The sequence below is a fragment of the Bradyrhizobium sp. AUGA SZCCT0105 genome, assembly GCF_018129565.1.
In the GTDB taxonomy this organism is placed as follows: domain Bacteria; phylum Pseudomonadota; class Alphaproteobacteria; order Rhizobiales; family Xanthobacteraceae; genus Bradyrhizobium.
The window spans coordinates 268,230-290,439 of sequence record NZ_JAFCMK010000006.1; the positions used below are offsets into that span (position 1 = coordinate 268,230).

A 22,210-nucleotide genomic window follows, 5' to 3' on the forward strand; every position below is an offset into this window, starting at 1 on the left:
CTCGATATAGGCGACTTGATTAGTGCAATAATCGGCATAGAGTGGCATGACCTGATGCAGATAATCGAACAATGCAGCATCCTGGCCTTTTCGAGCTGAACGCCGTCGTCGCGATTTCAACGCATCGCAGCTTTCGCGCGGCCGCGACTGAACTCGGCATTTCGCCCTCGGCGTTGAGCCATTCGATCGCCGCCCTGGAGAAGCGGTTGGGCGTGCGCCTCATCAATCGGACGACGCGCAGCGTCGCGCTGTCGGAAGCGGGAGAGCGTTTCCTCGCCAGGGTCAGTCCCGCGCTGCGCGAGATTGCCGGCGCGATGGAGGATGTGAACGAGTTTCGCGACACGCCCGCGGGAACGCTGCGCATCAACCTGAAGGAGCGCGCCGCGCACCAGATCCTCCGCCCGGTCGTGGCAAAGTTCCTGCGGCGCTATCCCGACATGAACGTCGAACTGACCCTGGAGGGACGTCCCATCGATATCGTCGCGGAAGGTTTCGATGCCGGCATCCGGTTGGCCGAAGCCGTGCCGCAGGACATGGTCGCGATCCCCTGCGGTCCGGACACGCGCTTCATTGTCGTCGGCGCGCCCGATTATTTCGCACGCTGTTCGGTGCCGCGGTCTCCGCTTGATCTGCTCGCCCATGAGTGCATTCGCAGGCGGATGCCCAGCGGCAAGCTGTACCACTGGGAGTTCGAGAAGCGCGGCGGCGAGCAGATGGTGGTGGATGTCCGGGGCAGGCTGACCCTCGACAATGACACCCTGATGGTCGAGGCCGCTCTCGACGGCCTGGGACTGGCGTTCGTCAGCGATTTTTGGGTGACGGGGCATCTCGCCGCCGGTACCCTGCGCGCCGTGCTGGACGACTGGACGCCGCCATTTCCCGGCTTGCGCCTCTACTATCCGCGGCACCGGCACATGACGGCCGGGCTTCGTGCTTTCGTCGACATGGTGCGAGAGGAGACGAAGTTGGCCGCCAGGGGCGGGGAGGTCCGCTCGCCCCCGGCCAAACGATCGGGCGATCGTCGCAAGCGCGCTTGAGCCGTCGCCACATCGGCCCTCTACAGATGCGGCACCACCTCGACGCTTGCCTTGAGGAGGCGACGCGTCTTCATCGGGTTGTGCGATACTGGAGCACTTCAGTGCCCGAGAACCGGATTTCTCCCGCATGAGAAGAGCCGGCAATGATCGGGTGGAAACGAAATGAAACACGCGATGTCCGGCTCACGTCGACGTGGACACCGTGCCGGCCTTTCCGCGCTTGTTCCGCCTTGCCGTTTTTCACGAGACTGTTGTTGGACGCGCGGAGAGACGCGGGCTAAGGCCCAACGACATTCTCTCTCGCATCCCTCCAGAAGCTTCCCGTGAGTGGCAGGCAAAACAATTTCCTCGCTCAAGCGCTGCAACAAGGCGCAATGGCGTTACGAACGCAGCAGTTCGCTCAAGCCGAGCAGATTGCGGCCAACATCCTGAAATCCAACCGCACGGACAGGAACGCAGCGCTTCTCCTCGCGCATGCCTTGAGGGGGCAGAACCGCGGAGACGAGGCGATCGCACCGCTGGAAAGGGTTGCACGCCGCGGCGATGACGGAGAGGTTGAGACTTTGCTCGGCGCATTGCTGTGCGGTGCAGGGCGTGCCACGGACGGCATCGCGCAGCTGCGGCGCACGGCGGCACGCCGCCCGCCATATTTCCCTTCGTTTCAGGAACTCGCCGGCCAGCTTGCCAAGGCCGGTCAATACGACGAGGCGATCAGCACGGTCGAGGCTGGCCTCGCGCTGGCCCCCGACAGCGTCGATCTGAAGCTCGATCTCGGGCGGCTGCTGCACGATACCAATGAATTCGCGCGGGCTGCGCGTGTCCTGACAGCCGCACGTGATGCTGCGCCGGGACGCCTCGATGTTCTCAACCAGCTCGGGCGGGTCCTGATCCTGCATGGCGACTACGCCGCGGCCGCGGATGCGTTCCGCCGCGTGCTCGCCCAGTACCCCGACGATCGCTCGACCCGCGCCTACCTCGCCACATCGCTGTTCGAGCAGGGTGAGCGCGACGCTGCCGAGGCGGCGCTGCGCTCCGTCATTCGTGGTCAGCCCCAGCTGTTGGGACGCGCGGCATTCGTCATGGCCGCGGGATCGCGTGGCCGCTTCTTCTTCGCGCAGCGCGACGCTGCGAGATTCCTCGGCGGGGAAGCAGGTTGAGCGGATCGGACGAAATCTTGTCGCGCCTCAGGCCCTGAAGTTTCTCCGGTAGAGGTTGGGCTGGCGCTTGAGCTCACTCCTGAACTCGCCGACGCGCTTGGCTTCTTCCGCGGTGAACGAGGAGGCCTGCGCAGTCCAGTCGTCGCGCTTGACCGGAATGCATTGCGCGATAGGGGTCCCCTTCGGGAGGACACCTCGGAAATTCCGGTCGTGCCAGTACGCCGGGAAGTGCACCCAATTGTCGGCATAGAGGTCGGAATTGACCAGACCGCTGAGCGTGGTGAACGGCAGGTCGAAGCGGTTGACGGGATGCGTGAAGTAGATCGCGTAGCCTTCAGGCGCTTCGACGGTCCACAGATTGTGGAATTTGAGAAAGAAGCGGCCCGCTTCGAATAATGGTGTGCCGCGGACCTGACCCGGGTCGTGAAATCCGATCGGCGAGCGCGGAAATTCGGGTGTGCCTCCCGGCGGCAGGTCGTGATCCCAGGTGATTTCGCCGTCCTCGACCTTGAGATCGCAGACCAGCGGCAGCAGGAACCCGCAGGTCATCGCGTCCACGAAGGGCGGGCAGCGCTTGATGGTGTTCTCGTCGTGCAGGTTGATCGAAGAGAAGGCCGTCGCCGGCATGGCCTTGAGCCAGTCGGGGACGCCTTGTGCCGCCGGGAGCGGTCGCGGGATCAGTCCTTTGAGTTGTTCCGGACAGCGAAATTTGAGCGTCAGCTTGTTGTTGTTCGTCATTGGGCGCTCCAGTGCGCCCGATCGACCTACATGATGGTGTCGTGAATTCTCGCTCACGATCGATTGATGGCGACCTCAGCCATGCGTCAGACAAACGGCAATCCGTTGCCGCCCTCATCAGAAGCAGGGGCAGACACAATCTGAAGCAAACGGAGAAACGCCGCGCCGGGCGCTAGCTCACGAGATACTTCGCCACCGCCGGCTCGTTCCATTCGATGCCGAGCCCGGGACCGCGGGCGGTCACCGCGCCGTCTATGATCTCGGCGGGCCTTGCGAGGATCGCGCCCGCGAAGTCGAGGAACTCGAGCCAGTGCGCGGTCGGCGTCACCGCGAGCAGATGCGCGCTGACTTCAGCGAACAGATGGCTCGACATCGGGATCGACGCGGCATCGGCCTGTCCCGCGACCTGCATCCAGCCGGTCACGCCGCCGACCTTCATCACGTCGGGCATGATGAAGTCGGATGCGCCGGCCGCGATCGCCTCGGCGAAGCCGCGCGGAAACCACCAGTTCTCGCCGGCCTGGATCGGAGTCGGCGAGGTCTCGCGGACCTTGGCGTGGCCGGACAGGCTTTCCTGCGGGACGGGCTCCTCAATCCAGTGCAGGTCGTAGGGCGCAAGCCGGGCGATGCGACGTGTGGCTTCCGCCGGATCGAGAGACTGGTTGAAATCGATCATCAGCGCGATGTCGGGACCGAGCAGGGCGCGCACGCCCTTCACGACGCGCTCGTCATTGGCGGCATCGCCATCGCCGCCCTTGATCTTGATGCCCTTGAAGCCTTGGTCGAGCGAGCGGCGCAGCGCGCGCTCGTCCGCAACGGGATCGACCGCGCCATAGCTGTCATAGGCCTTGATCGGCTTTGCCGAGCCGCCGAGCAGCTCGACCAGCGGCCGGCCGGCAAGTTGGCCGAGCGCATCCCAATAGGCCATGTCGAGACCGGACACGGCCATCCCCACCAGACCCTGCGCGCTGAGCAGCCGAAACTTGGCGTCCATCGCCTTCATCAGATCGAACGGGGCGACTGGCCTGCCGATCAGCTCGCGACCGATCTCTTCGATCAGATAGACGAGAGGGTGAAGTGTGAGCTTGCTGTAGGCGAAGATGTAGGTGCGGCCGGTAACGCCTTGATCGGTTTCGACATCGATTAGCACCAGCGGACCGGAATCGATGACGCCAAACGCGGTCTTCACAGGACGCTTGAGCGGCACCACGACGCTTCGTGCCTTCACTCCGCGAATCGCTGCAACTGTCTGGCTCATCGGCGTTTCCTTAAGGCGGTTTCCACTTCTTGTTATTGGACACTGTACCATCGCAAGAGCCGCGGCGCGGCCCAATCGGTCGCGACCTGCTCGATCAGATAGCGGCCCGGATATTCGGCGAGGAAGGCGATGCGCTGGGTCTGGCCCGGTTCGACCGCGAGCGTGTCGAGCCAGAACGGCTTCCAGCCGTCGTCGAGCCGGTCGAGCAGACGGAAGTGATGGCCGTGCAGGTGAAACACGCTGGCGATTGTGGCCTGATTGGTCAGGGCCAGCACGACGGTTCGGCCTGCCTTGGCCTGAAAGGCCGGGGCCGCTGACGGCTTGAAATCCGCCGGGCGGAACCACTCGGTGGGCGCGCCGAGCGCCAGATCGAATCGCGTAGCGCTCTTGAGGTCGAGCTGAGCGGGCATGTCATTGCCCGGCAGCGGTGGGGCTGGCGGGAACGGCGCCGTTCGGATTGGCGGCTCGTTCGAGACGGTGAGCTTGCCGACCGGACGGGCTTGCTTGCCGTCGTGCAGCAGGATCGGGAAGCTCGTTCCGGCCGGACCAGCCGCATCGACAAAGACATCCGTGCGGCTTCCAGGAGCCAGGACCAGCGCGCCGTTGCGGGCCGGGAACGGTTCGGCCGGCTGGCCGTCGATCGCCATCACCCGGACGTCGAGGTTGTCCAGCTTGACCGCCAGCACGCTGCGTTGGCTGCCATTGATAAAGCGGAGTCTGAGGCGGGCATTGGCCGGAGCCGAGATATCGTATGAGGTCTTGCCGTTAATTGTATGAATTTGCGTCGAATTTTTTGGATCGCTTCCAGGCGGGATCACAGTTCCATCGGGCTGCAGGCGCCATTCCTCGATCAGCAAGACCTCGTCGCGATCGACCGCCACGGGCGAGGTGCCGGTCACGATCAGCGTGCGCGGCCGTGCCGGCGCCGCGCCGTCCCCGAATAGCGGCTCGCACAGGAAGGTGCCGGCATGCCGAAGCGGCAGCTGGAAGGTATCCTTTGCCCCCGTGGCAAGGGGCGCCCGAGAGGCCAGCGGCTCCGCGGCCGGGACGCCATCGAGCCCGCGGCAATCGAGCGCGGCCGCAACCGGCAGCTCGTTGCCGAACGTCACGTCGAGGATCTCACCGCGCCTGAAGTGGAGATCGCCGCTACCGAGCGACCAAACCGGGGTCTCGGGTCCGCCGGGACGAAGCAGGATGCGGTCGATCTTGGCCTGCAGCGTAACCGCCGTCCGGCCCTGCGCCGAGCCGGTGGCTGGCCAAGCGGGGCAAAGCGCCGCGGCGCCGAGGCCGGCGATCAGGTCGCGCCGGGTCAGGGAAAATTCGGGACTTGCTACGGGGCTTGCCATCCGGCCGATGCGGACCATTTTCAAGTGTACCTGTCCAGCCGCGATCGGTCGCAGGGCGGGCTCTCCAGCGGCCATTTTTTTGCTGCGAACCGGTGGGCGCATGTTATAAGCCCGGCCGCCCGCGGCATCGCGGCCGGACTGGATGCTTTTCGCGCGGGCGTGGCGGAACTGGTAGACGCGCTGGATTTAGGTTCCAGTGACGAAAGTTGTGGGGGTTCGAGTCCCTCCGCCCGCACCAAGCGCTTACAGCGTTTGCATGACGATTCCTTGGAGAACCTTGGGCCCCGAAGGGGACGAGGGTTCGCCGAACCCACAGACGTTAGGCCGCAAGGCTCACCGTCGAACAGATTGACACTGCCACGGCCACTCGGGCCGCGGCAAAAGCGGAAGAAGATTGATACCATGCAGGTCACCGAGACCCTCAACGAGGGACTGAAGCACGAATTCAAGATCAGCGTTCCGGCATCCGATCTCGATGCCAAGGCGGGCGCCAAGCTGGTCGACCTCAAGGACAAGGTCCGTCTCAACGGCTTCCGTCCCGGCAAGGTGCCGGTGGCGCACCTGAAGAAGATCTACGGCCGCTCCGTCATGGCCGAGACCATCGACCAGACCATCAGCGACACCAACCGGCAGATTTTCGAAGATCGCGGCTTCCGCCTCGCCGGCGAGCCGAAGATCACGATGCCGACCGAGAAGGACCAGGTCGAGGAACTGCTGTCGGGCAAGACCGACCTGACCTACACCGTCGCGATCGAGGTCGTGCCGCAGATCCAGCTCGCCGATTTCAAGTCGTTCTCGGTCGAGAAGCCGGTGGTCGATGTCTCCGACGCCGACGTCGACGATGCCATCAAGCGCATCGCCGAAGGCAGCCGCCCGTACAGCGCCAAGACCGAGGGTGCGGCGGAGAAGGGCGACCGCGTCACCATCAGCTTCAAGGGCACAATCAACGGTGAAGCCTTCGAGGGCGGCACCGGCGAGGGCATCCAGGTCGTGATCGGCGCCGGCCAGTTCATTCCGGGCTTCGAGGAGCAGCTGATCGGCATCGGCACGGGCGAGACCCGCACGCTGAAGGTTGGTTTCCCGAAGAACTACCTGAACGACAAGCTCGCCGGCCAGCCGGCCGAGTTCGAGACCACCGCGACGCTGATCGAGGCGCCCGGGGAGGCCACGATCGACGACGAGTTCGCCAAGACGCTCGGCCTCGAGTCGCTCGACAAGCTGAAGGAAGCCGCGCGCGAGCGCCTGACCGCCGAGTTCGCCGGCGCGACCCGTCAGAAGGTCAAGCGCGCGCTGCTCGACCGGCTCGACGAGAGCCACAAATTCGAGGCGCCGCCGTCGCTTGTCGCCGAAGAGTTCAACCTGATGTGGAACTCGATCAAGGCCGAGATGGACTCGACCGGCAAGTCCTTCGCCGACGAGAACACCACCGAGGATGCGGCCAAGGAAGAGTACCAGAAGATCGCCGACCGCCGCGTCCGCCTCGGCCTCGTGCTGTCGGAGATCGGCGAGAAGAACAAGATCACCGTGACCGACGACGAGGTCTCGCGCGCCGTGATCGAGCGCGCGCGCCAGATGCCGGGCCGCGAGAAGGAAGTCTGGGATTACTACCGCAGCAACGCCCAGGCGCTGGCCCAGCTCCGCGCCCCGATCTACGAGGACAAGGTCGTCGACTTCGTCCTTGAGCTCGCCAACGTGACCGAGAAGAAGGTCTCCAAGGATGAGCTGTTCAAGGATGAAGACGCCGAGCAAACTGCCGCCTAATTGCGGCACCTCGCGTTAATGATGAACCGCGAAAGCAAGCCTGGCGAGGGTTCCCCTCGCTAGGCGCGCCGACGCGAATCGGCTTGAACTTCTGCGTCCTGCCCAGGTGGCTAGTACGGCCAGTGCCGGTCTTGTCGGCCGGAAATTGGCCCATATCTGGGTTAAGCCTTAACGTTCTGCATCACCCCTAACCCTTGGGTTCTTTCATGCGCGATCCCGTTGAAACCTACATGAACCTCGTGCCGATGGTCGTCGAGCAGACCAATCGCGGCGAACGCGCCTACGACATTTTCTCGCGCCTGCTGAAAGAGCGCATCATCTTCGTCACCGGTCCGGTGGAAGACGGCATGGCGACGCTGACCGTCGCGCAGCTGTTGTTCCTCGAGGCCGAGAATCCGAAGAAGGAAATCTCGATGTACATCAACTCGCCGGGTGGCGTGGTGACGTCGGGCCTTGCGATCTACGACACGATGCAGTTCATCCGTCCGCCGGTGTCGACGCTGTGCACGGGGCAGGCGGCCTCGATGGGCTCGCTGCTGCTCGCAGCCGGCGAGAAGGACATGCGCTTCACGCTGCCGAACTCCCGCATCATGGTGCACCAGCCGTCCGGCGGCTTCCAGGGCCAGGCCACCGACATCATGCTGCACGCGCAGGAGATCCTGAATCTCAAGAAGCGCCTCAACGAGATCTACGTGAAGCACACCGGCCAGACCTACAAGGCGATCGAGGACGCGCTCGAGCGCGACAAGTTCCTCACCGCCGAGGACGCCAAGGCGTTCGGTCTCGTCGACAAGGTCATCGACAAGCGGCCGGAAGACCCGTCGGCGGCCAAGGCGGCCTAATAAGGCTGCTTGATCTGGAAAGGCGACCCGAGGCGTCGGTGTGATCTCCACATTGACGCCTCACATAGTCGGCAAAGCAGGACGGCGGGGTACCTCGCAAGCGCATATGCGGGGGCAGAAAGTTCCGCTTTCGTGCTCATGGTCCGGCGTGGTAATCCCGCAACGTTCCGTGGATTTCGAAGCGTATTCCACGTGCGATCGTGGAAAATCACGGTATTGTCACGGTCTTGAGCCGGCCTCCCGATTAGCGAATTCTTGATAGTCGGGTGCCAGCATGGTTGGCTGTAATGCAACGGCTATGATCGCGGAGATTCGAATAAACCGTGATCCACACGGTCAGTATTGCGTAGGGTCTTTTTTGGTACGGAATTTGCTCTATCTACCCAATACTCCGGTTTTGTGCCGGATTGGGTCGATCTGGCAAACGAGGTCGAACGGCGGACGGAGATAATGAATGAGTAAGGTCGGCACGAGCGACGCCAAGAACACGCTATATTGCTCGTTCTGCGGCAAGAGCCAGCATGAAGTTCGCAAGCTGATTGCCGGACCGACTGTCTTCATTTGCGACGAGTGTGTCGAACTCTGCATGGACATCATTCGCGAGGAGAACAAGTCCTCGCTGGTGAAGTCGCGCGACGGCATCCCGACGCCGAAGGAAATCTGCAAGGTCCTGGACGACTACGTGATCGGCCAGAGCCATGCCAAGAAGGTGCTGTCGGTCGCCGTCCACAACCACTACAAGCGGCTGAACCATCAGACCAAGCACAACGACGTCGAGCTGGCGAAGTCGAACATCCTGCTGATCGGTCCGACCGGTTCGGGCAAGACGCTGCTTGCACAGACGCTGGCCCGCATCCTCGACGTGCCGTTTACCATGGCTGACGCGACGACGCTGACCGAGGCCGGCTATGTCGGTGAGGACGTCGAGAACATCATCCTGAAGCTGCTGCAGGCCGCCGACTACAACGTCGAGCGCGCGCAGCGCGGCATCGTCTATATCGACGAAATCGACAAGATCAGCCGCAAGTCCGACAATCCCTCGATCACCCGCGACGTGTCGGGCGAGGGGGTCCAGCAGGCGCTGCTGAAGATCATGGAAGGCACGGTGGCCTCGGTCCCGCCGCAGGGCGGCCGCAAGCATCCGCAGCAGGAGTTCCTGCAGGTGGATACCACCAACATCCTGTTCATCTGCGGCGGTGCCTTCTCGGGCCTCGAGAAGATCATCTCCGCGCGCGGCCGTTCGACCTCGATCGGCTTCGCGGCGCAGGTGCTGGCGCCGGAGGATCGCCGTACCGGCGAGATATTCCGTCACGTCGAGCCGGAAGATCTGCTGAAGTACGGCCTGATCCCGGAATTCGTCGGCCGTCTGCCCGTCGTGGCGACGCTGGAGGACCTCGACGAGGCCTCGCTGAAGAAGATCCTGACCGATCCGAAGAACGCGCTGGTGAAGCAGTACCAGCGGCTGTTCGAGATGGAGAACATCGAGCTGACCTTCGCCGACGAGGCGCTTGGCGCGGTCGCCCGCAGGGCGATCGAGCGCAAGACCGGCGCGCGCGGCCTGCGGTCGATCCTGGAGAGCATCCTGCTCGAGACCATGTTCGACCTCCCGGGCCTCGAAGGCGTCGAGGAAGTCGTGATCTCGCGCGAGGTCGTCGAGGGCACGGCGCGTCCGCTCTACATCTACGCGGATCGTTCCGATCGCGCCGTCGAGAGCAGCGCGAGCGCCTAAGGCGCAACTTTCTGTCGTCGCAATTCATGCGGCTGCCGGGCGATCCGGCGGCCGTTGCGGCGCAGCAGCAGGCCATTTTCGCGTCGCAGTAAATGCCTGTTTAGCCTATATTTCCCGGCACTTCTCAGACTTGACACCCCCCCGCCTGATAGCCACCTAATGCTATCGGTGAGGGATCTCATGCGTTGAGATTCGTCGCTTTACGATGCGGAATATGCGGCTGCTGACGGCAATCTAATTCCGGATCACCAAGGCACCTTGTGGCGGTTGCGCAAGCAGGCGGACTGCGTGCAAGGGGGCAAAACAAAAGGATAAGGCCATGACGACTTCAAAACCCCGGCCAACGATCGTCCACGGCGAAAGCCATTCCTATCCGGTGCTGCCGCTCCGCGACATCGTCGTCTTCCCGCACATGATCGTGCCGCTCTTCGTCGGCCGCGAGAAATCGATCCGCGCGCTCGAAGAGGTGATGAAGAACGACGCGCTGATCATGCTCGCGACGCAGAAGAACGCGTCCGATGACGATCCGGCACCCGATTCAATTTACGAGACCGGTACGCTCGCCAGCGTGCTGCAGCTCCTGAAACTGCCCGACGGCACCGTCAAGGTGCTGGTCGAGGGCCTCGAGCGCGCGCGTGTCGAAAAGTATTCCGACCGCAGCGAGTACTACGAGGCGACCGCGGTCGCGCTCGCCGACACTGACGCCAACTCGGTCGAAGCCGAGGCCTTGGCGCGTTCGGTCGTGTCCGACTTCGAAAGCTATGTGAAGCTGAACAAGAAGATCTCCGCCGAAGTCGTCGGCGTGGTTCAGGCGATCACCGATTTCGCCAAGCTCGGCGACACCGTTGCCTCGCATCTCGCGGTCAAGATTGCCGATCGGCAAGCGATCCTGGAGACGTTGTCCGTCACCCAGCGCCTGGAGAAGGTGCTCGGCCTGATGGAGAGCGAGATCTCGGTGTTGCAGGTCGAGAAGCGCATCCGCTCGCGCGTTAAGCGCCAGATGGAGAAGACCCAGCGCGAGTATTACCTGAACGAGCAGATGAAGGCGATCCAGAAGGAACTCGGCGACGACGAAGGTCGCGACGAGCTGGCCGATCTGGAGGAGAAGATCTCCAAGACCAAGCTGTCCAAGGAAGCTCGCGAGAAGGCCCAGCACGAGCTGAAGAAGCTCCGCCAGATGTCGCCGATGTCCGCGGAAGCGACCGTCGTGCGCAACTACCTGGATTGGCTGCTGTCGATCCCGTGGGGCAAGAAGTCCAAGGTCAAGAAGGACCTCGAGGCCGCGCAGGCGGTGCTGGACTCCGATCACTACGGGCTCGAGAAGGTCAAGGACCGTATCGTCGAGTATCTCGCGGTGCAGTCACGCGCCAACAAGCTGACCGGACCGATCCTGTGCCTGGTCGGGCCTCCCGGCGTCGGCAAGACCTCGCTCGGCAAGTCGATCGCGAAGGCGACCGGCCGCGAGTTCGTGCGCGTGTCGCTCGGCGGCGTGCGTGATGAGGCCGAGATCCGCGGTCACCGCCGCACCTATATCGGCTCGATGCCCGGCAAGATCATCCAGTCGATGCGCAAGGCGAAGACCTCGAACCCGCTGTTCCTGCTGGACGAGATCGACAAGATGGGCGCCGATTTCCGCGGCGATCCGTCGTCGGCGCTGCTTGAGGTCCTGGACCCCGAGCAGAACTCGACCTTCAACGACCATTACCTGGAGGTCGATTACGACCTGTCCAACGTGATGTTCATCACGACCGCGAATACGCTGAATATTCCGGGGCCGCTGATGGACCGCATGGAGATCATCCGGATCGCCGGCTACACGGAGAACGAGAAGGTCGAGATCGCGCGCAAGCATCTGATCCCGAGCGCGCTCTCCAAGCACGGTCTGGACTCCAAGGAATGGTCGATCGACGACGCGGCTTTGCTCTTGATGATCCGCCGCTACACCCGTGAAGCGGGCGTGCGTAACCTGGAGCGTGAGCTCTCCACACTCGCCCGCAAGGCGGTGAAGGAGCTGATGATCTCCAAGAAGAAGTCGGTGAAGGTCACCGAGGCGAATATCGAAGAGTTCCTCGGCGTTCCGAAGTATCGCTTCGGCGAGATCGACGACGAGGATCAGGTCGGTATCGTCACCGGTCTGGCGTGGACCGATGTCGGCGGCGAGCTGTTGACCATCGAAGGCGTCATGATGCCCGGCAAGGGCAAGATGACCGTCACGGGCAATCTGCGCGACGTGATGAAGGAGTCGATCTCGGCGGCGGCGTCCTACGTCCGCTCGCGCGCGATCGTCTACGGCATCGAACCGCCGATGTTCGACCGCCGCGACATCCACGTTCACGTGCCGGAGGGCGCAACGCCGAAGGACGGTCCGTCGGCCGGCGTGGCGATGGCCACCGCGATCATCTCGGTCATGACCGGCATTCCGGTCCGCCATGATGTCGCGATGACCGGCGAGATCACGCTGCGCGGCCGCGTGCTGCCGATCGGCGGTCTGAAGGAGAAGCTCTTGGCTGCCGCGCGCGGCGGCATCAAGACGGTGCTGATCCCCGAGGACAACGCCAAGGATCTCACGGAGATTTCCGATGCGATCAAGGGCGGCATGGAGATCATTCCGGTCTCGCGGCTGGATGAGGTCGTTGCCAAGGCGCTGACCCGCGTGCCTGTGCCGATCGTCTGGGAAGAGGAGACCAGCAAGGTCGACGTCAAGCCCGACGCTTCGGATGAGGCGTCAGGCGGCCTGACGGCGCACTGAAGCGAGCTCCAATCGAGATACTGAAACGGCGCCTTCGGGCGCCGTTTTTGTTTTGGTCATCACGCGGAGCCGAGCAGGCAACTACCCTTTCTTCTCGACGATGAAATTGGCGATCGCCCCGAGTGCCATCAGCACGCTGGTGCCGAGGAACACTGCGCGCATGCCGATATGGCCGCCGATGAATCCGCCGGCGAGCGGGCCGATCACCTGACCGGCATATTGGGCCGAAATCGAATAGCCCAGCATGCTGCCGGTGACCGTGTCAGGCACGTTGTGCCGGATCACGCTTGCGATGCAGGGCAACAGGCCGCCGAGCGCGAGCCCCATCAGGAAGCGGAGCAGGATCAGCTGCCAGCCGCTGACCACGAAGGCCTGCGGGATCAGCAGCAGCGCCGAGGCGGCCAGGCAAACGTTGATGATCCGCCAATGGCCGACGCGATCGGCCAGCTTGCCGAGATGCGACGACGACAGCAGGCTGCCGAAGGCGGCCGCCGACATCACGAGGCCGGCCACGAACGTCACCTGCGGTGTCTCGACCAGTTGCGCGACATAGACCGTGATGATCGGCTCGATCGACATGTTGGCGATCATCAGGAGCAGGCCGGTGCCCCACATCGCGATGACAGGTCGCTTGTCTGGAACCAGTGACCAGCCGCCACGCGACTTGCCGCCATTCGCCGCCTTCGGACGCGCCTCCTCGCGGATCAGGAAAGTCGTGCCGAGGAAAGTGAAGAAGATGACCCCGCCGATCAGGAAGAAGGTCGCGCGGATGCCGATCAGGCCGGGCAGGACGCCGCCGATCAAGGGACCGACCAGGCTGCCGGCCATGATGCCGGCCGACAGCACGCCGATTGCCCAGCCGGACCGCGCCTTCGGCGTCTGCGCCGCGACCAGCACGGTCGAGCCCGAGGCGTAGCCGCCGAGCAGGCCGGTCAACAGCCGCAAACCGACCAGCTCATAGACGTTGTGCGCCATGCCGATCAGCGACATGGCAACCGCCATGCCGAGGCTGGCGCGGATCAGCATCAGCTTGCGGCCATAGCGGTCGGCGAGCCGTCCCCACAGCGGCGCGGTCAGCGCGGCGGTGAAGAAGGTCGCGCCATAGGCGATGCCCGACCACTGCACGACGGCGGCATGGTCCGTGACACCGAGCTGCTCGACATAAAGCGGCAGGAACGGCAGCAGCAGCGTCATCCCCACGATAGTGGTGAAGGAGCCGAACACGCAGACGATGAGGTTGCGCTTCCAGGGTCCGGCGTCGAGCGCCGCTTCGCGATCGATTTCCATGTTCATGTCAGCGCAGCCCGATGACGGCGAAGCCGCGCGCCCGCAGGCCGCGACGATCCTCGTTCAGCGAACGCAGCAGCCGATCGCGGGTGTCGGTGATGTGGTCGGCGGCCTCGCGCGCGGCGGCTTCCGGATCGTTGGCCTTGATGAAGCCGAGAATACGCCGGTGCTCGCGCCAGGCCTGCTCGCGCGAGGGTTCGGTCCACACTTCGAGCCAGCGCGCGCGCGACAGCCGGGTCATGGCGCCGGCGATCGCCTTGACGATGAAGGGATTGCCGGACAGGCGTGCGATCTCGACATGGAAATCGGTGCCGACACGGTGCCATTCCTCGCGCGGCGCGCCGGACTGGCAGGCATCCAGCATCGCTTCGACGCCGGCGATGTCGGCCGCGATCGCCCGCGCGCAGGCGAGGCGGACGGCCGTCGTCTCCAGCGGGATCCTGAACTCCGCCAGCGCGGCCAGCTCACCGAGGTCGATCGGTGCGACGATCCAGTTGCGGCCGTCGCGGCGGACCAGCTCTTCGCCTTCGAGCCGCACCAGCGCGGCGCGGATCGGCGTGCGCGATCCCTCGAACCGGCTCTCGAGCCAGCGCTCCGTCAGCCGCTCGCCGGGGCCGAGGTCGAGAGAGAGGATCATCTCCCGGAGCTCGTCGTGGATCTGAAGCATCTGCGACATCGCTGTCTGCCGGCCTGGGAGTAGAGTTTTGGGGCTCTGTCGACGTATCCCGAATTGGTATCCCAAACAATCCCGTTTTGGGATACCGGCGTTGCTCGATCGGGCACCGGTTGGCAGCGTGCGGACCCGAACCGGCCAGCATCGCGCAGGGAACGCCAGTTCGGGGACGGCCTTATTGGACAATGCTGAATGGGAGAACGCAGATGCAGATCGACGGGCAATGCCACTGCGGGGCCGTGACCTATCAGGCGGAGATCGATCCCGAACGGGTGTCGATCTGCCATTGCACGGACTGCCAGGCGCTGACCGGCTCGCCCTATCGCGTCACGGTGATCTGCGCCGCCGAGCAGGTCCGGCTGACCGCAGGTGCACCGAAGATTTACGGCAAGCGGGGCGATAACGGCCGGATCCGCTTCCAGCATTTTTGTGGCGACTGTGGTTCCCCCTTGTTCACGAGCGGAGAGGACGGCGGTCCCGACGATTGGGGTATCCGCTGGGGTAGCATTCGCGAGCGCGGCGAACTGACCCCGCGACGCCAGGTCTGGTGCCGCTCCGCCGCGCCCTGGATCAATGATCTCAAGGGATTGCCGGCGCGGCCGATGGATTGAGGCGCAACGATTGAGCCCTCGCTGCCCTGGTGACCTTGCGCCCGAGGGGCGGGCGAGGCTAAAGAGGCGCGCAGGTAAGGGCGGCTAGCTCAGCTGGTTAGAGCATCTCGTTTACACCGAGAGGGTCGGGAGTTCGAATCTCTCGCCGCCTACCAGCCTTCGCCCTGCGGGCTACGGCTGGGCAAGCCAGCCTTTGTGGATGAATTCATCCACTTGTTCGGTGTCGCAGGGCGAAGGCTGTCGCGCCGAAGCTCGAAGAGCGAAGGCGGACTGGTTCAAAATCCCATCGCTGCTGTTCCCCGCGAGCTACGTGCCGAGGCGGACAAAAGTATGACTGCCCTCATCATCATTCTTGCCGCTCAGGTTTGATGCCGACACCGCTGCAATGCTATTCTCCGCGCCTAACCGGGAACTTGATGCATGCGCAAACTCGCCGCGATTTTTCTACTCACCATGATTGCCGGACCGGCATTGGCGCAGCAGGACCATGTTCAGCGTTATCGCGAAGAGATCGAGAAGTCGCCTTCGGATTTGGCCAACGAGGCGCGGCAGCAGCGCGCCTACCAGCGCGCGCTCAGCGGTGTGCCGGACCAGAAGCCGACCGACCCGTGGGGCATTGCGCGCAGCAATGACGGGCAGGCCGCTCCCAAAGCGAATGCCACCAAAACAACCCCTGCGCCGAAGCAGGCCAAGCCTACCAGCGCTGCCGCCAAATAATCCGAGAGAGCGCACCAGGTCGATGAAGTATTACGTCTGCAAATTGACCGGACCGCGCCCGACCTTTCCGCAGGACATGACGCCGCGGGAAGCCGCCATCATGCAGGCGCATGTCGCCTATTGCGGCGAATTGCTGCAAGCCGGCAAGGCGCTGATCTTCGGGCCGGTGGCCGATCCCGCCGGCGTCTGGGGACTGGGCGTGCTGCAACTTTCTGACGATGCCGATCCGCAGGAGATCGTCGCCAACGATCCCGTCAGCAAGGCCAATGCCGGATTCACCTATCAGGTCATGCCGATGTTGCGCGCGGCCACGCGCGAGACTTGCTAGGATCGGCGCAACTTCTCAACAGGTTTGGATCGCATGAACGCAGGCCATCCGCAAAACGCCGATCAGATTGCATATTGGAACGGGCCGGGCGGTCAGCGCTGGGCCTCAAGGCAGGCCGCGCAGGATATCGTGCTGCAGCCGGTGCTCGACCTCCTGATCGATCGCGCCGCGCCGAAGGCCGGCGAGCGCATCGTCGATGTCGGCTGCGGCAGCGGCGCCTCGACGAAAGGGTTTGCGACCAAGGTGGGGCCATCAGGCCATGTGTTCGGCGTCGACGTCTCCGGACCGATGCTGGAGCGGGCACGGCAAAGCACGCCGAAGGATGCGCCGGTCACCTATGCGCTTGCCGACGCCACGGTCTATCCGTTCGATCCCGCAAGCTTCGATCTGCTGGCGTCGCGCTTCGGCGTGATGTTCTTTGCCGATCCGGCGGTGTCGTTCGCCAATCTGCACAAGGCGCTGAAGCCATCGGGCCGGCTCGCCTTCGCCTGCTGGCAGGAGCCGCGCGAGAATCCGTTCTTCATGGCGCCGTTGCAGGCCGTCTACAAGCACGTGCCGAAGCTGCCGCAGCTTGGTCCTGAAGACCCCGGTCCGTTCTCATTCGCGTCCGAAGCGCGCGTGAACCGGATCCTCGGCGAAGCGGGGTTTTCCGGCATCGCGATGGAGCCCTGCCGGCTTGAGTTCGACGTCGCGATCGGGCGCGGAATCGATGCCGCCGTCCAGAGCGCGCTCGAGATCGGGCCCGCCAGCCGCGCACTGGAAGAACAGCCGGATGACCTAAGGGCGGCCGCCGTCACCTCGATCCGCGAGGCGTTGACGCCGTTCGCGAAGGGCGATGCCGTGCTGCTGCCCGGCGCGATCTGGATCGTGACGGCGCGGGCCTGATCAGGCTTTCTGCTCCCAGATCATCGCCAGGTGCACGATGGTCTGCACGGCCTTCTCCATGTCCTGGCGGCTCACCCATTCGAGCCGCGAATGAAATGCGTGCTCGCCGGCGAAGATATTCGGGCAGGGCAGTCCCATGAACGAAAGCCGCGAGCCATCCGTGCCGCCACGGATCGAGGTCTTCACCGGCGATAGCCCCGCGCGCTCGATCGCCTCGATCGCATAGGCGACGATCTGCGGGTGGCGATCGATCACCTCTTTCATGTTGCGGTATTGCTGCTTGACCTCCATGCGGTAGGTCGAGCGCGGGTATCCCTTCATGACGTCCCGCACGATCTTCTCGAGTAGCGCTTCCTTCTGCTTCAGGCCTTGCTCAGTGAAATCGCGGACGATGAAGTCGATCCGCGCATTCTCCAGCGCTCCCGAGATCGCGACCGGATGCAGAAAGCCTTCCTTGCCTTCCGTGGTCTCGGGCGAACAGGTGTCCTTCGGCAGGCGATCGACGATGGCGGCCGCGATCTTGATCGCGTGCTCCATCTTGCCCTTGGCAAAGCCCGGATGGGTCGCGACGCCTTCGATGATGATGCTGGCGCCGTCGGCGGAGAAGGTCTCGTCCTCGATGTGGCCCGCGGTCTCGCCGTCCATGGTGTAGCCGAAATCGGCCCCGAGCTTCTTGATGTCGACCTTGTCGACGCCGCGGCCGATCTCCTCGTCCGGCGTGAACAGGATCTTGATGGTGCCGTGCTTCACCTGCGGATTGGTGACCAGGAAATGCGCGGCGTCCATGATCTCGGCGAGGCCGGCCTTGTTGTCGGCGCCGAGCAGGGTGGTGCCGTCGGTCGTGATGATGTCATTGCCGATCTGGTCGGCCAGCGCTTCGTGCTCGGCGGCGCGGATCACCTGCGAGGAATCGGCCGGGAGCACGATGTCGCCGCCGCGATAATTCTTCACGACCTGCGGCTTGACGTTCTTGCCGGTGCAGTCGGGTGAGGTGTCCATGTGCGAGCAGAAGCAGATCACCGGCACCGTCTTGTCAGTGTTGGCCGGGATCGTCGCATAGACGTATCCGTGTGGATCGAGATGCGCATCCGATATGCCGATCGCCTGCAGCTCGGCGACCAGCAGGCGGCCGAGGTTCTTCTGCTTCTCGGTCGAAGGCGTGGTCAGTGAATCCGGGTCGGACTGGGTGTCGATCACGACATAGCGCAGGAAGCGCTCGGTGACGGTGTGCTTGAAGTCGAGAGCCGGTGCCAGCATGAAGACCGCGCAAGGGTGGGAGAACAGGAATAAGGCGCTCAGGCGAAGTTGGTTCGCGCAAGCAAAGCGCATCGAGAGACAACTCTACAACAGAAAAGCGCCACTCCGGGGCCGCGTCGCGAGCCGGAATGGCGCTTGGTATCAAGCAAGTTAAGAACCCTAGACGGCTTCCTTCAGCTCCTTGGCGGCACGGAAGGCGACCTTCTTGCTTGCCTTGATGTGGATCTGCTCGCCGGTCGCCGGGTTGCGGCCCATGCGGGCGGCGCGCTTGCGAACCTGGAGGATGCCGAGGCCAACGATACGAATCCGCTCGCCCTTCTTGAGGTGCTTGGTGATCCGGGTGACCATGTCGGTCAGGATCGCCTCGGCCTGCTTCTTGGACAGCTCCTGCTCCTCGGCGATGGCCGCCGCCAGATGCTTCAGCGTGATCGTCGCCGGGGTCGCTGCTTTCTTCGCCATGTGTGGCCCTCTTCGTTGCTGAATGGCTGGATTGCTGCTTTCACGCGAATGGCGCGCCGTTCGCGTCGGGAAAATGCGTCCGGAAAAGTCCTGAAACCGCCGGTTCTGGGAACGGGCAGCGCCGAGCCCGGCCACAGGAAACCCAGACGTATCAGGCCTTATTTGATTCGGGGCTTTGCTGACTACGCCGTTTCCCCTGAAAACAGGCGACAACTCGCGCCCACAGCACGAAAATGCCCGCGCTATGCAGGGCTCCGCAACGTGCTTGACTATCGGGATGCGGGCCTTTATGCCCTCGTTCCTGCGCGGATCAATCCGATGATCGGCATCCGCGGGAGTAGCTCAGTTGGTTAGAGCGCCGCCCTGTCACGGCGGAGGCCGCGGGTTCGAGTCCCGTCTCTCGCGCCATTTATTTCAATGACTTAGCAGAAATGTCGGTTCCCAAGAGCATCTCTTGGGAGGTCGCCGGAATGCGTTTTTGTGCCTCGGGCAGGTCCGTCCTGATGCGCTGGCCGTGGTCGAAACGGCGGGTGCTCCCGACGTTTGCCGGGCTGCAAGTCTCGCGCAACTTATAGTTGTGACTGACCATTTTTGCCATCGTGTCGATCCTCCCCGCCGCGCCGCCAGCGTCACCCTCGACAACGGTCATCAACTGGTTTCCGCGCCTGCGCGTGTGTCATCCGATGTAACCACATTGCGGTCGACGTTGCCGACGCGGGTTCTGCGATGGCATGCGTCGTCTTCGTCTTCAGCGTCTTGTCGCCGGCGGCGCGATGGCAGCTGACGGAACAGATCCATGTTCTGCGGTTGAGGTCTGTCGCTATCACCCCTGGTGAACGGCGATCGCTCGTCCATGGCGCAGAAACGACATCAGCGGTTCCACCACCTTGCGGAACTCACACGCTTTCGACGGGTCTTAAAGTTGCCGGAGTAAGCGAAGACAGTCAGGACATTCAAACGACGCGAGCGTGGGCGAGGGCCGATGAAGCGAACCTAACACGGAGGCGTGCCGATGAATTGGAGTTCGTGGCTGAACGAATATTACAACGACGAACTGGAAGGAGCGGACGCCGCCTGTCGCAGGGGAGAGTCCGTCTACGACGCGCTCAAATGGATCGACGATCCGTATCTGTGGAACGTGCTGCTCTGGAAGGAATATGATGGCTTCAAGGCCATCAAGGCCGCCATTCCCGATCCGCCTGATGCCGGGACCCAGAAAAACTGGAGCGGTCGTTCCGGGATGGAGTTAGGTGCCGCCGTCATCGAAACCTATCGCTTGTTGCACGATAAGCTCAGGCGTCATCTGGATAAGCCATTCGATGAATGCGAGGTGCTGGACTATGGCTGCGGCTGGGGCAGTGTGCTCCGGTACTTCATGAAGGATGCGCCGCTCCGTAATCTGCATGGGTGTGATCCGCACAAGGGCATCATCCAGGTCGCGCAGCGCTCCAACCCGCACGCCGACATCGTGTTGTCGGACAGCCTGCCGAGACGTCTGCCGTTCAACCAGAAATTCGATGTCGCTTACGCGCTATCGATCTGGACGCACCTCTCGCCTGCCGCAAGCGACACATGCCTGGCCGCGGTTCACGATTCTCTGGAGAATCGTGGTCTGTTTCTTCTGACCATTCGGCCGCCGGCATACGCATTCTATGAGCCGATTGCCAAATTGCCCGGCTGGGATCAGCAAAAGATCGCCGAGACTGTGGCGCGGGAGGGATTCTACTTCTATCCGCAAAGCTATCCGGTCGATGGCGAAATGACCTACGGCGAGACGATCATCAGCAAGCGGTACATCGAGATGCACTGGACCGACCGATTTGATCTCGTTGACGTCGGCATGAACGGGATCTCACCGTATCAGAGCATCATCGTTCTCCGAAAGAAGTAAGGCCACAGGGTCGTATCGGCGTTGCTTGGTCGCGGCTGTCGATCGCTCAGGCCGCGACACCGACCGCATCGACGGGCCGCGTTGACTGTTGCTTATGCTGCGAAGCTTCCGCTCGCCATTCGGGCGTCAGCCACCACAGCAGGAACAGCAGCGCGATCCCGTTCGACATCAGGCTTGTCGTGAGCGGCACGTTCATGATGGCCTGAACGGCGATGCCTGAGGACACCGCGATGAAGCGCGGCGACAGGTGCCGCGAGACCATCGACCCCACCGACAGGATCAGGCCGCATACGAGTGCCGAAACCGGCGCGAGCGCGAGACCGACCGACGCGATGCCCTCGGTGGCGAGGAAGGAGGCGTTGAAATTGCCGTCCCGATAGATCGCTCCGAGCGCCGGGCCGAGCTCGCCGTACGGGCAGGCAGTCACCTGTCGCACGATCGTGATCTGGCAGAACCGGGTCAGGTCGCGGTGTGCAAAGAAGTCGGCATATTGATCAAGGGCGAGCGACGGGATTGCGAGGAAGCGCAGATTGATGGCGCTGAACACGACGTAGTCCCTGTCGGCGCCGAGCACGGCGAACGCCGTGAGCCCAATGATCATGGGAATGAGGAATGTGAGCACCGTGGCCAGCCGCGGGGTGAACCGGCCGAACAGCCAGAACAGAAACGGCAGCCAGATTGGCAACAGCAGCACGGTCTTGTTGTTGACGACCGGATAGAAGCAAAGCGCAAACAGCAACACGCAAGCGGCCTGCATCCATTGCCTGCGCGATGCGAAATGCGCGAACAGATAGGGAAGGACCGCGCCGATCATGATCCCGGTGAGATAATTCAACAGCGCCGGCCGCGTGACGGCGTTGCGGGCTGCACCATAGGGATTGCCGAGACTGGCGCCGTACGAGATGTCGGCGACCAGCACGGCCAAGGACGACGCCAGCAGCAGCAGCGCAATGCGTTTGATCGCCGTTTCGGACAGGCCGGGCCGCCAAACCGGCATATTCTGGAACATCAGGGGGATCATCGCGGCGGCAAGCGCGGCGATCATGGCCCAGCGGGCGATGGCATGCGGATAATCGAACGCGCTGAAGAAGCTGAGCCAGACGAAGCCGAACACCGCTGAGAGCAGTGAGAAGCTCACCAGATAACCGAAGCTGAAGCGGCCCGCGATGAACGCCGGGATGAAGACGGCCATGATCGCGGTGCCGAGGATGGCCTCGGCCGTGATGCCGGAGCGCCAGACATGCATCGCCGGGAACGCGTGTCCGCACGCGATCATCGAGGCGGTGCTGAGGACGAGAAACCCAGGGATTGTGACCCCGACAGTCAGGTCGTCGCGCGTCAATTGCATCGGCCCGTCCGAATCGAAAGCTGTGCGACAGCTAGCCGATCGACCTCGGGCTAATCAAGTCAGGCAAGGTTAAGCGACGTCTCGGCCTGTATTGTTATGTTTCCGCCGGGCGATCTGTCACCGCGGCGCCGCATTGA

General features: G+C 63.4%; 20 protein-coding genes and 3 tRNA genes. 14 read left to right on the forward strand and 9 right to left on the reverse strand.

Annotated features, from left to right (window positions below):
* Window positions 1-71: 71 nt before the first annotated feature.
* Both JQ573_RS27325 and JQ573_RS27330 read left to right on the forward strand, forming a co-directional pair.
* Window positions 72-1,037, forward strand: coding sequence for a LysR family transcriptional regulator (locus JQ573_RS27325; RefSeq protein ID WP_212314903.1), 966 nt, complete (start codon window positions 72-74; stop codon window positions 1,035-1,037).
* A gap of 374 nt (window positions 1,038-1,411) precedes the next feature.
* Window positions 1,412-2,194: a lipopolysaccharide assembly protein LapB gene (locus tag JQ573_RS27330; protein WP_212315472.1), complete on the forward strand. Its 783-nt coding sequence runs from the start codon at window positions 1,412-1,414 to the stop codon at window positions 2,192-2,194.
* A gap of 27 nt (window positions 2,195-2,221) precedes the next feature.
* On the opposite strand, the gene JQ573_RS27335 is transcribed toward JQ573_RS27330, so the two are convergent.
* The 3 genes from JQ573_RS27335 to JQ573_RS27345 form a co-directional block, all read right to left on the reverse strand.
* The gene (locus tag JQ573_RS27335; protein WP_212314902.1) at window positions 2,222-2,932 is read right to left on the reverse strand and encodes a hypothetical protein; all 711 of its coding nucleotides are present in this window, start codon (window positions 2,930-2,932) and stop codon (window positions 2,222-2,224) included.
* 172 nt (window positions 2,933-3,104) lie between these two features.
* Complete coding sequence (locus tag JQ573_RS27340) at window positions 3,105-4,190, reverse strand: enolase C-terminal domain-like protein (protein ID WP_212314901.1); 1,086 nt, start codon at window positions 4,188-4,190, stop codon at window positions 3,105-3,107.
* 32 nt (window positions 4,191-4,222) lie between these two features.
* Window positions 4,223-5,554, reverse strand: a complete 1,332-nt coding sequence (locus JQ573_RS27345; protein ID WP_212315471.1) for a multicopper oxidase family protein — start codon at window positions 5,552-5,554, stop codon at window positions 4,223-4,225.
* A gap of 135 nt (window positions 5,555-5,689) precedes the next feature.
* Between JQ573_RS27345 and JQ573_RS27350 the strand changes: the two genes are divergently transcribed.
* From JQ573_RS27350 to lon, 5 genes are all read left to right on the forward strand, one after another.
* Window positions 5,690-5,774: transfer RNA gene (locus tag JQ573_RS27350), tRNA-Leu, on the forward strand.
* 164 nt (window positions 5,775-5,938) lie between these two features.
* Complete coding sequence (gene tig, locus JQ573_RS27355; protein WP_092114670.1) at window positions 5,939-7,297, forward strand: trigger factor; 1,359 nt, start codon at window positions 5,939-5,941, stop codon at window positions 7,295-7,297.
* A gap of 206 nt (window positions 7,298-7,503) precedes the next feature.
* Complete coding sequence (locus tag JQ573_RS27360) at window positions 7,504-8,139, forward strand: ATP-dependent Clp protease proteolytic subunit (protein ID WP_092114669.1); 636 nt, start codon at window positions 7,504-7,506, stop codon at window positions 8,137-8,139.
* 454 nt (window positions 8,140-8,593) lie between these two features.
* Window positions 8,594-9,868: an ATP-dependent Clp protease ATP-binding subunit ClpX gene (clpX, locus tag JQ573_RS27365; protein ID WP_092114668.1), complete on the forward strand. Its 1,275-nt coding sequence runs from the start codon at window positions 8,594-8,596 to the stop codon at window positions 9,866-9,868.
* Between the two features lie 319 nt (window positions 9,869-10,187).
* Entirely contained in the window at window positions 10,188-12,617 is a 2,430-nt protein-coding gene (gene lon / locus JQ573_RS27370) for an endopeptidase La (protein WP_176530994.1), read from the forward strand.
* Window positions 12,618-12,698: 81 nt separating this feature from the next.
* Here the strand turns inward: lon and JQ573_RS27375 are convergent, their stop codons facing one another.
* Window positions 12,699-13,910 carry an MFS transporter gene (locus JQ573_RS27375; protein WP_212314899.1) on the reverse strand — a complete coding sequence of 404 codons (1,212 nt, stop codon included), beginning with the start codon at window positions 13,908-13,910 and terminating at the stop codon, window positions 12,699-12,701.
* Between the two features lies 1 nt (window position 13,911).
* The gene (locus JQ573_RS27380) at window positions 13,912-14,580 is read right to left on the reverse strand and encodes a GntR family transcriptional regulator (RefSeq protein WP_212314897.1); all 669 of its coding nucleotides are present in this window, start codon (window positions 14,578-14,580) and stop codon (window positions 13,912-13,914) included.
* Between the two features lie 203 nt (window positions 14,581-14,783).
* On the opposite strand from JQ573_RS27380, the gene JQ573_RS27385 reads away from it, so the two are divergent.
* From JQ573_RS27385 to JQ573_RS27405, 5 genes are all read left to right on the forward strand, one after another.
* A complete protein-coding gene (locus JQ573_RS27385) occupies window positions 14,784-15,188 on the forward strand; it encodes a GFA family protein (protein ID WP_212314895.1) in 405 nt (134 codons plus the stop codon).
* Window positions 15,189-15,266: 78 nt separating this feature from the next.
* Window positions 15,267-15,343: transfer RNA gene (locus tag JQ573_RS27390), tRNA-Val, on the forward strand.
* A gap of 265 nt (window positions 15,344-15,608) precedes the next feature.
* The gene (locus tag JQ573_RS27395; protein ID WP_212314893.1) at window positions 15,609-15,905 is read left to right on the forward strand and encodes a hypothetical protein; all 297 of its coding nucleotides are present in this window, start codon (window positions 15,609-15,611) and stop codon (window positions 15,903-15,905) included.
* Window positions 15,906-15,927: 22 nt separating this feature from the next.
* Window positions 15,928-16,233, forward strand: a complete 306-nt coding sequence (locus JQ573_RS27400) for a YciI family protein (RefSeq protein ID WP_212314891.1) — start codon at window positions 15,928-15,930, stop codon at window positions 16,231-16,233.
* A 33-nt stretch (window positions 16,234-16,266) separates the two neighbouring features.
* On the forward strand, window positions 16,267-17,118 hold the full coding sequence (locus tag JQ573_RS27405) for a class I SAM-dependent methyltransferase (protein WP_212314890.1): 852 nt from the start codon (window positions 16,267-16,269) through the stop codon (window positions 17,116-17,118).
* On the opposite strand, the gene pepT is transcribed toward JQ573_RS27405, so the two are convergent.
* A complete protein-coding gene (gene pepT / locus JQ573_RS27410) occupies window positions 17,119-18,375 on the reverse strand; it encodes a peptidase T (protein ID WP_212314886.1) in 1,257 nt (418 codons plus the stop codon).
* 159 nt (window positions 18,376-18,534) lie between these two features.
* Window positions 18,535-18,834, reverse strand: a complete 300-nt coding sequence (locus JQ573_RS27415; RefSeq protein ID WP_016847738.1) for an HU family DNA-binding protein — start codon at window positions 18,832-18,834, stop codon at window positions 18,535-18,537.
* A 331-nt stretch (window positions 18,835-19,165) separates the two neighbouring features.
* Here JQ573_RS27415 and JQ573_RS27420 point away from each other — a divergent pair.
* Window positions 19,166-19,242, forward strand: a tRNA-Asp gene (locus JQ573_RS27420).
* Between the two features lies 1 nt (window position 19,243).
* On the opposite strand, the gene JQ573_RS27425 is transcribed toward JQ573_RS27420, so the two are convergent.
* On the reverse strand, window positions 19,244-19,483 hold the full coding sequence (locus JQ573_RS27425) for a hypothetical protein (protein ID WP_212314884.1): 240 nt from the start codon (window positions 19,481-19,483) through the stop codon (window positions 19,244-19,246).
* 363 nt (window positions 19,484-19,846) lie between these two features.
* On the opposite strand from JQ573_RS27425, the gene JQ573_RS27430 reads away from it, so the two are divergent.
* On the forward strand, window positions 19,847-20,725 hold the full coding sequence (locus tag JQ573_RS27430; RefSeq protein ID WP_249132456.1) for a class I SAM-dependent methyltransferase: 879 nt from the start codon (window positions 19,847-19,849) through the stop codon (window positions 20,723-20,725).
* Between the two features lie 46 nt (window positions 20,726-20,771).
* Here the strand turns inward: JQ573_RS27430 and JQ573_RS27435 are convergent, their stop codons facing one another.
* Window positions 20,772-22,073 (reverse strand): hypothetical protein, encoded by a 1,302-nt coding sequence (locus JQ573_RS27435; RefSeq protein WP_212314876.1) that lies wholly within the window; start codon window positions 22,071-22,073, stop codon window positions 20,772-20,774.
* Window positions 22,074-22,210: the final 137 nt, after the last annotated feature.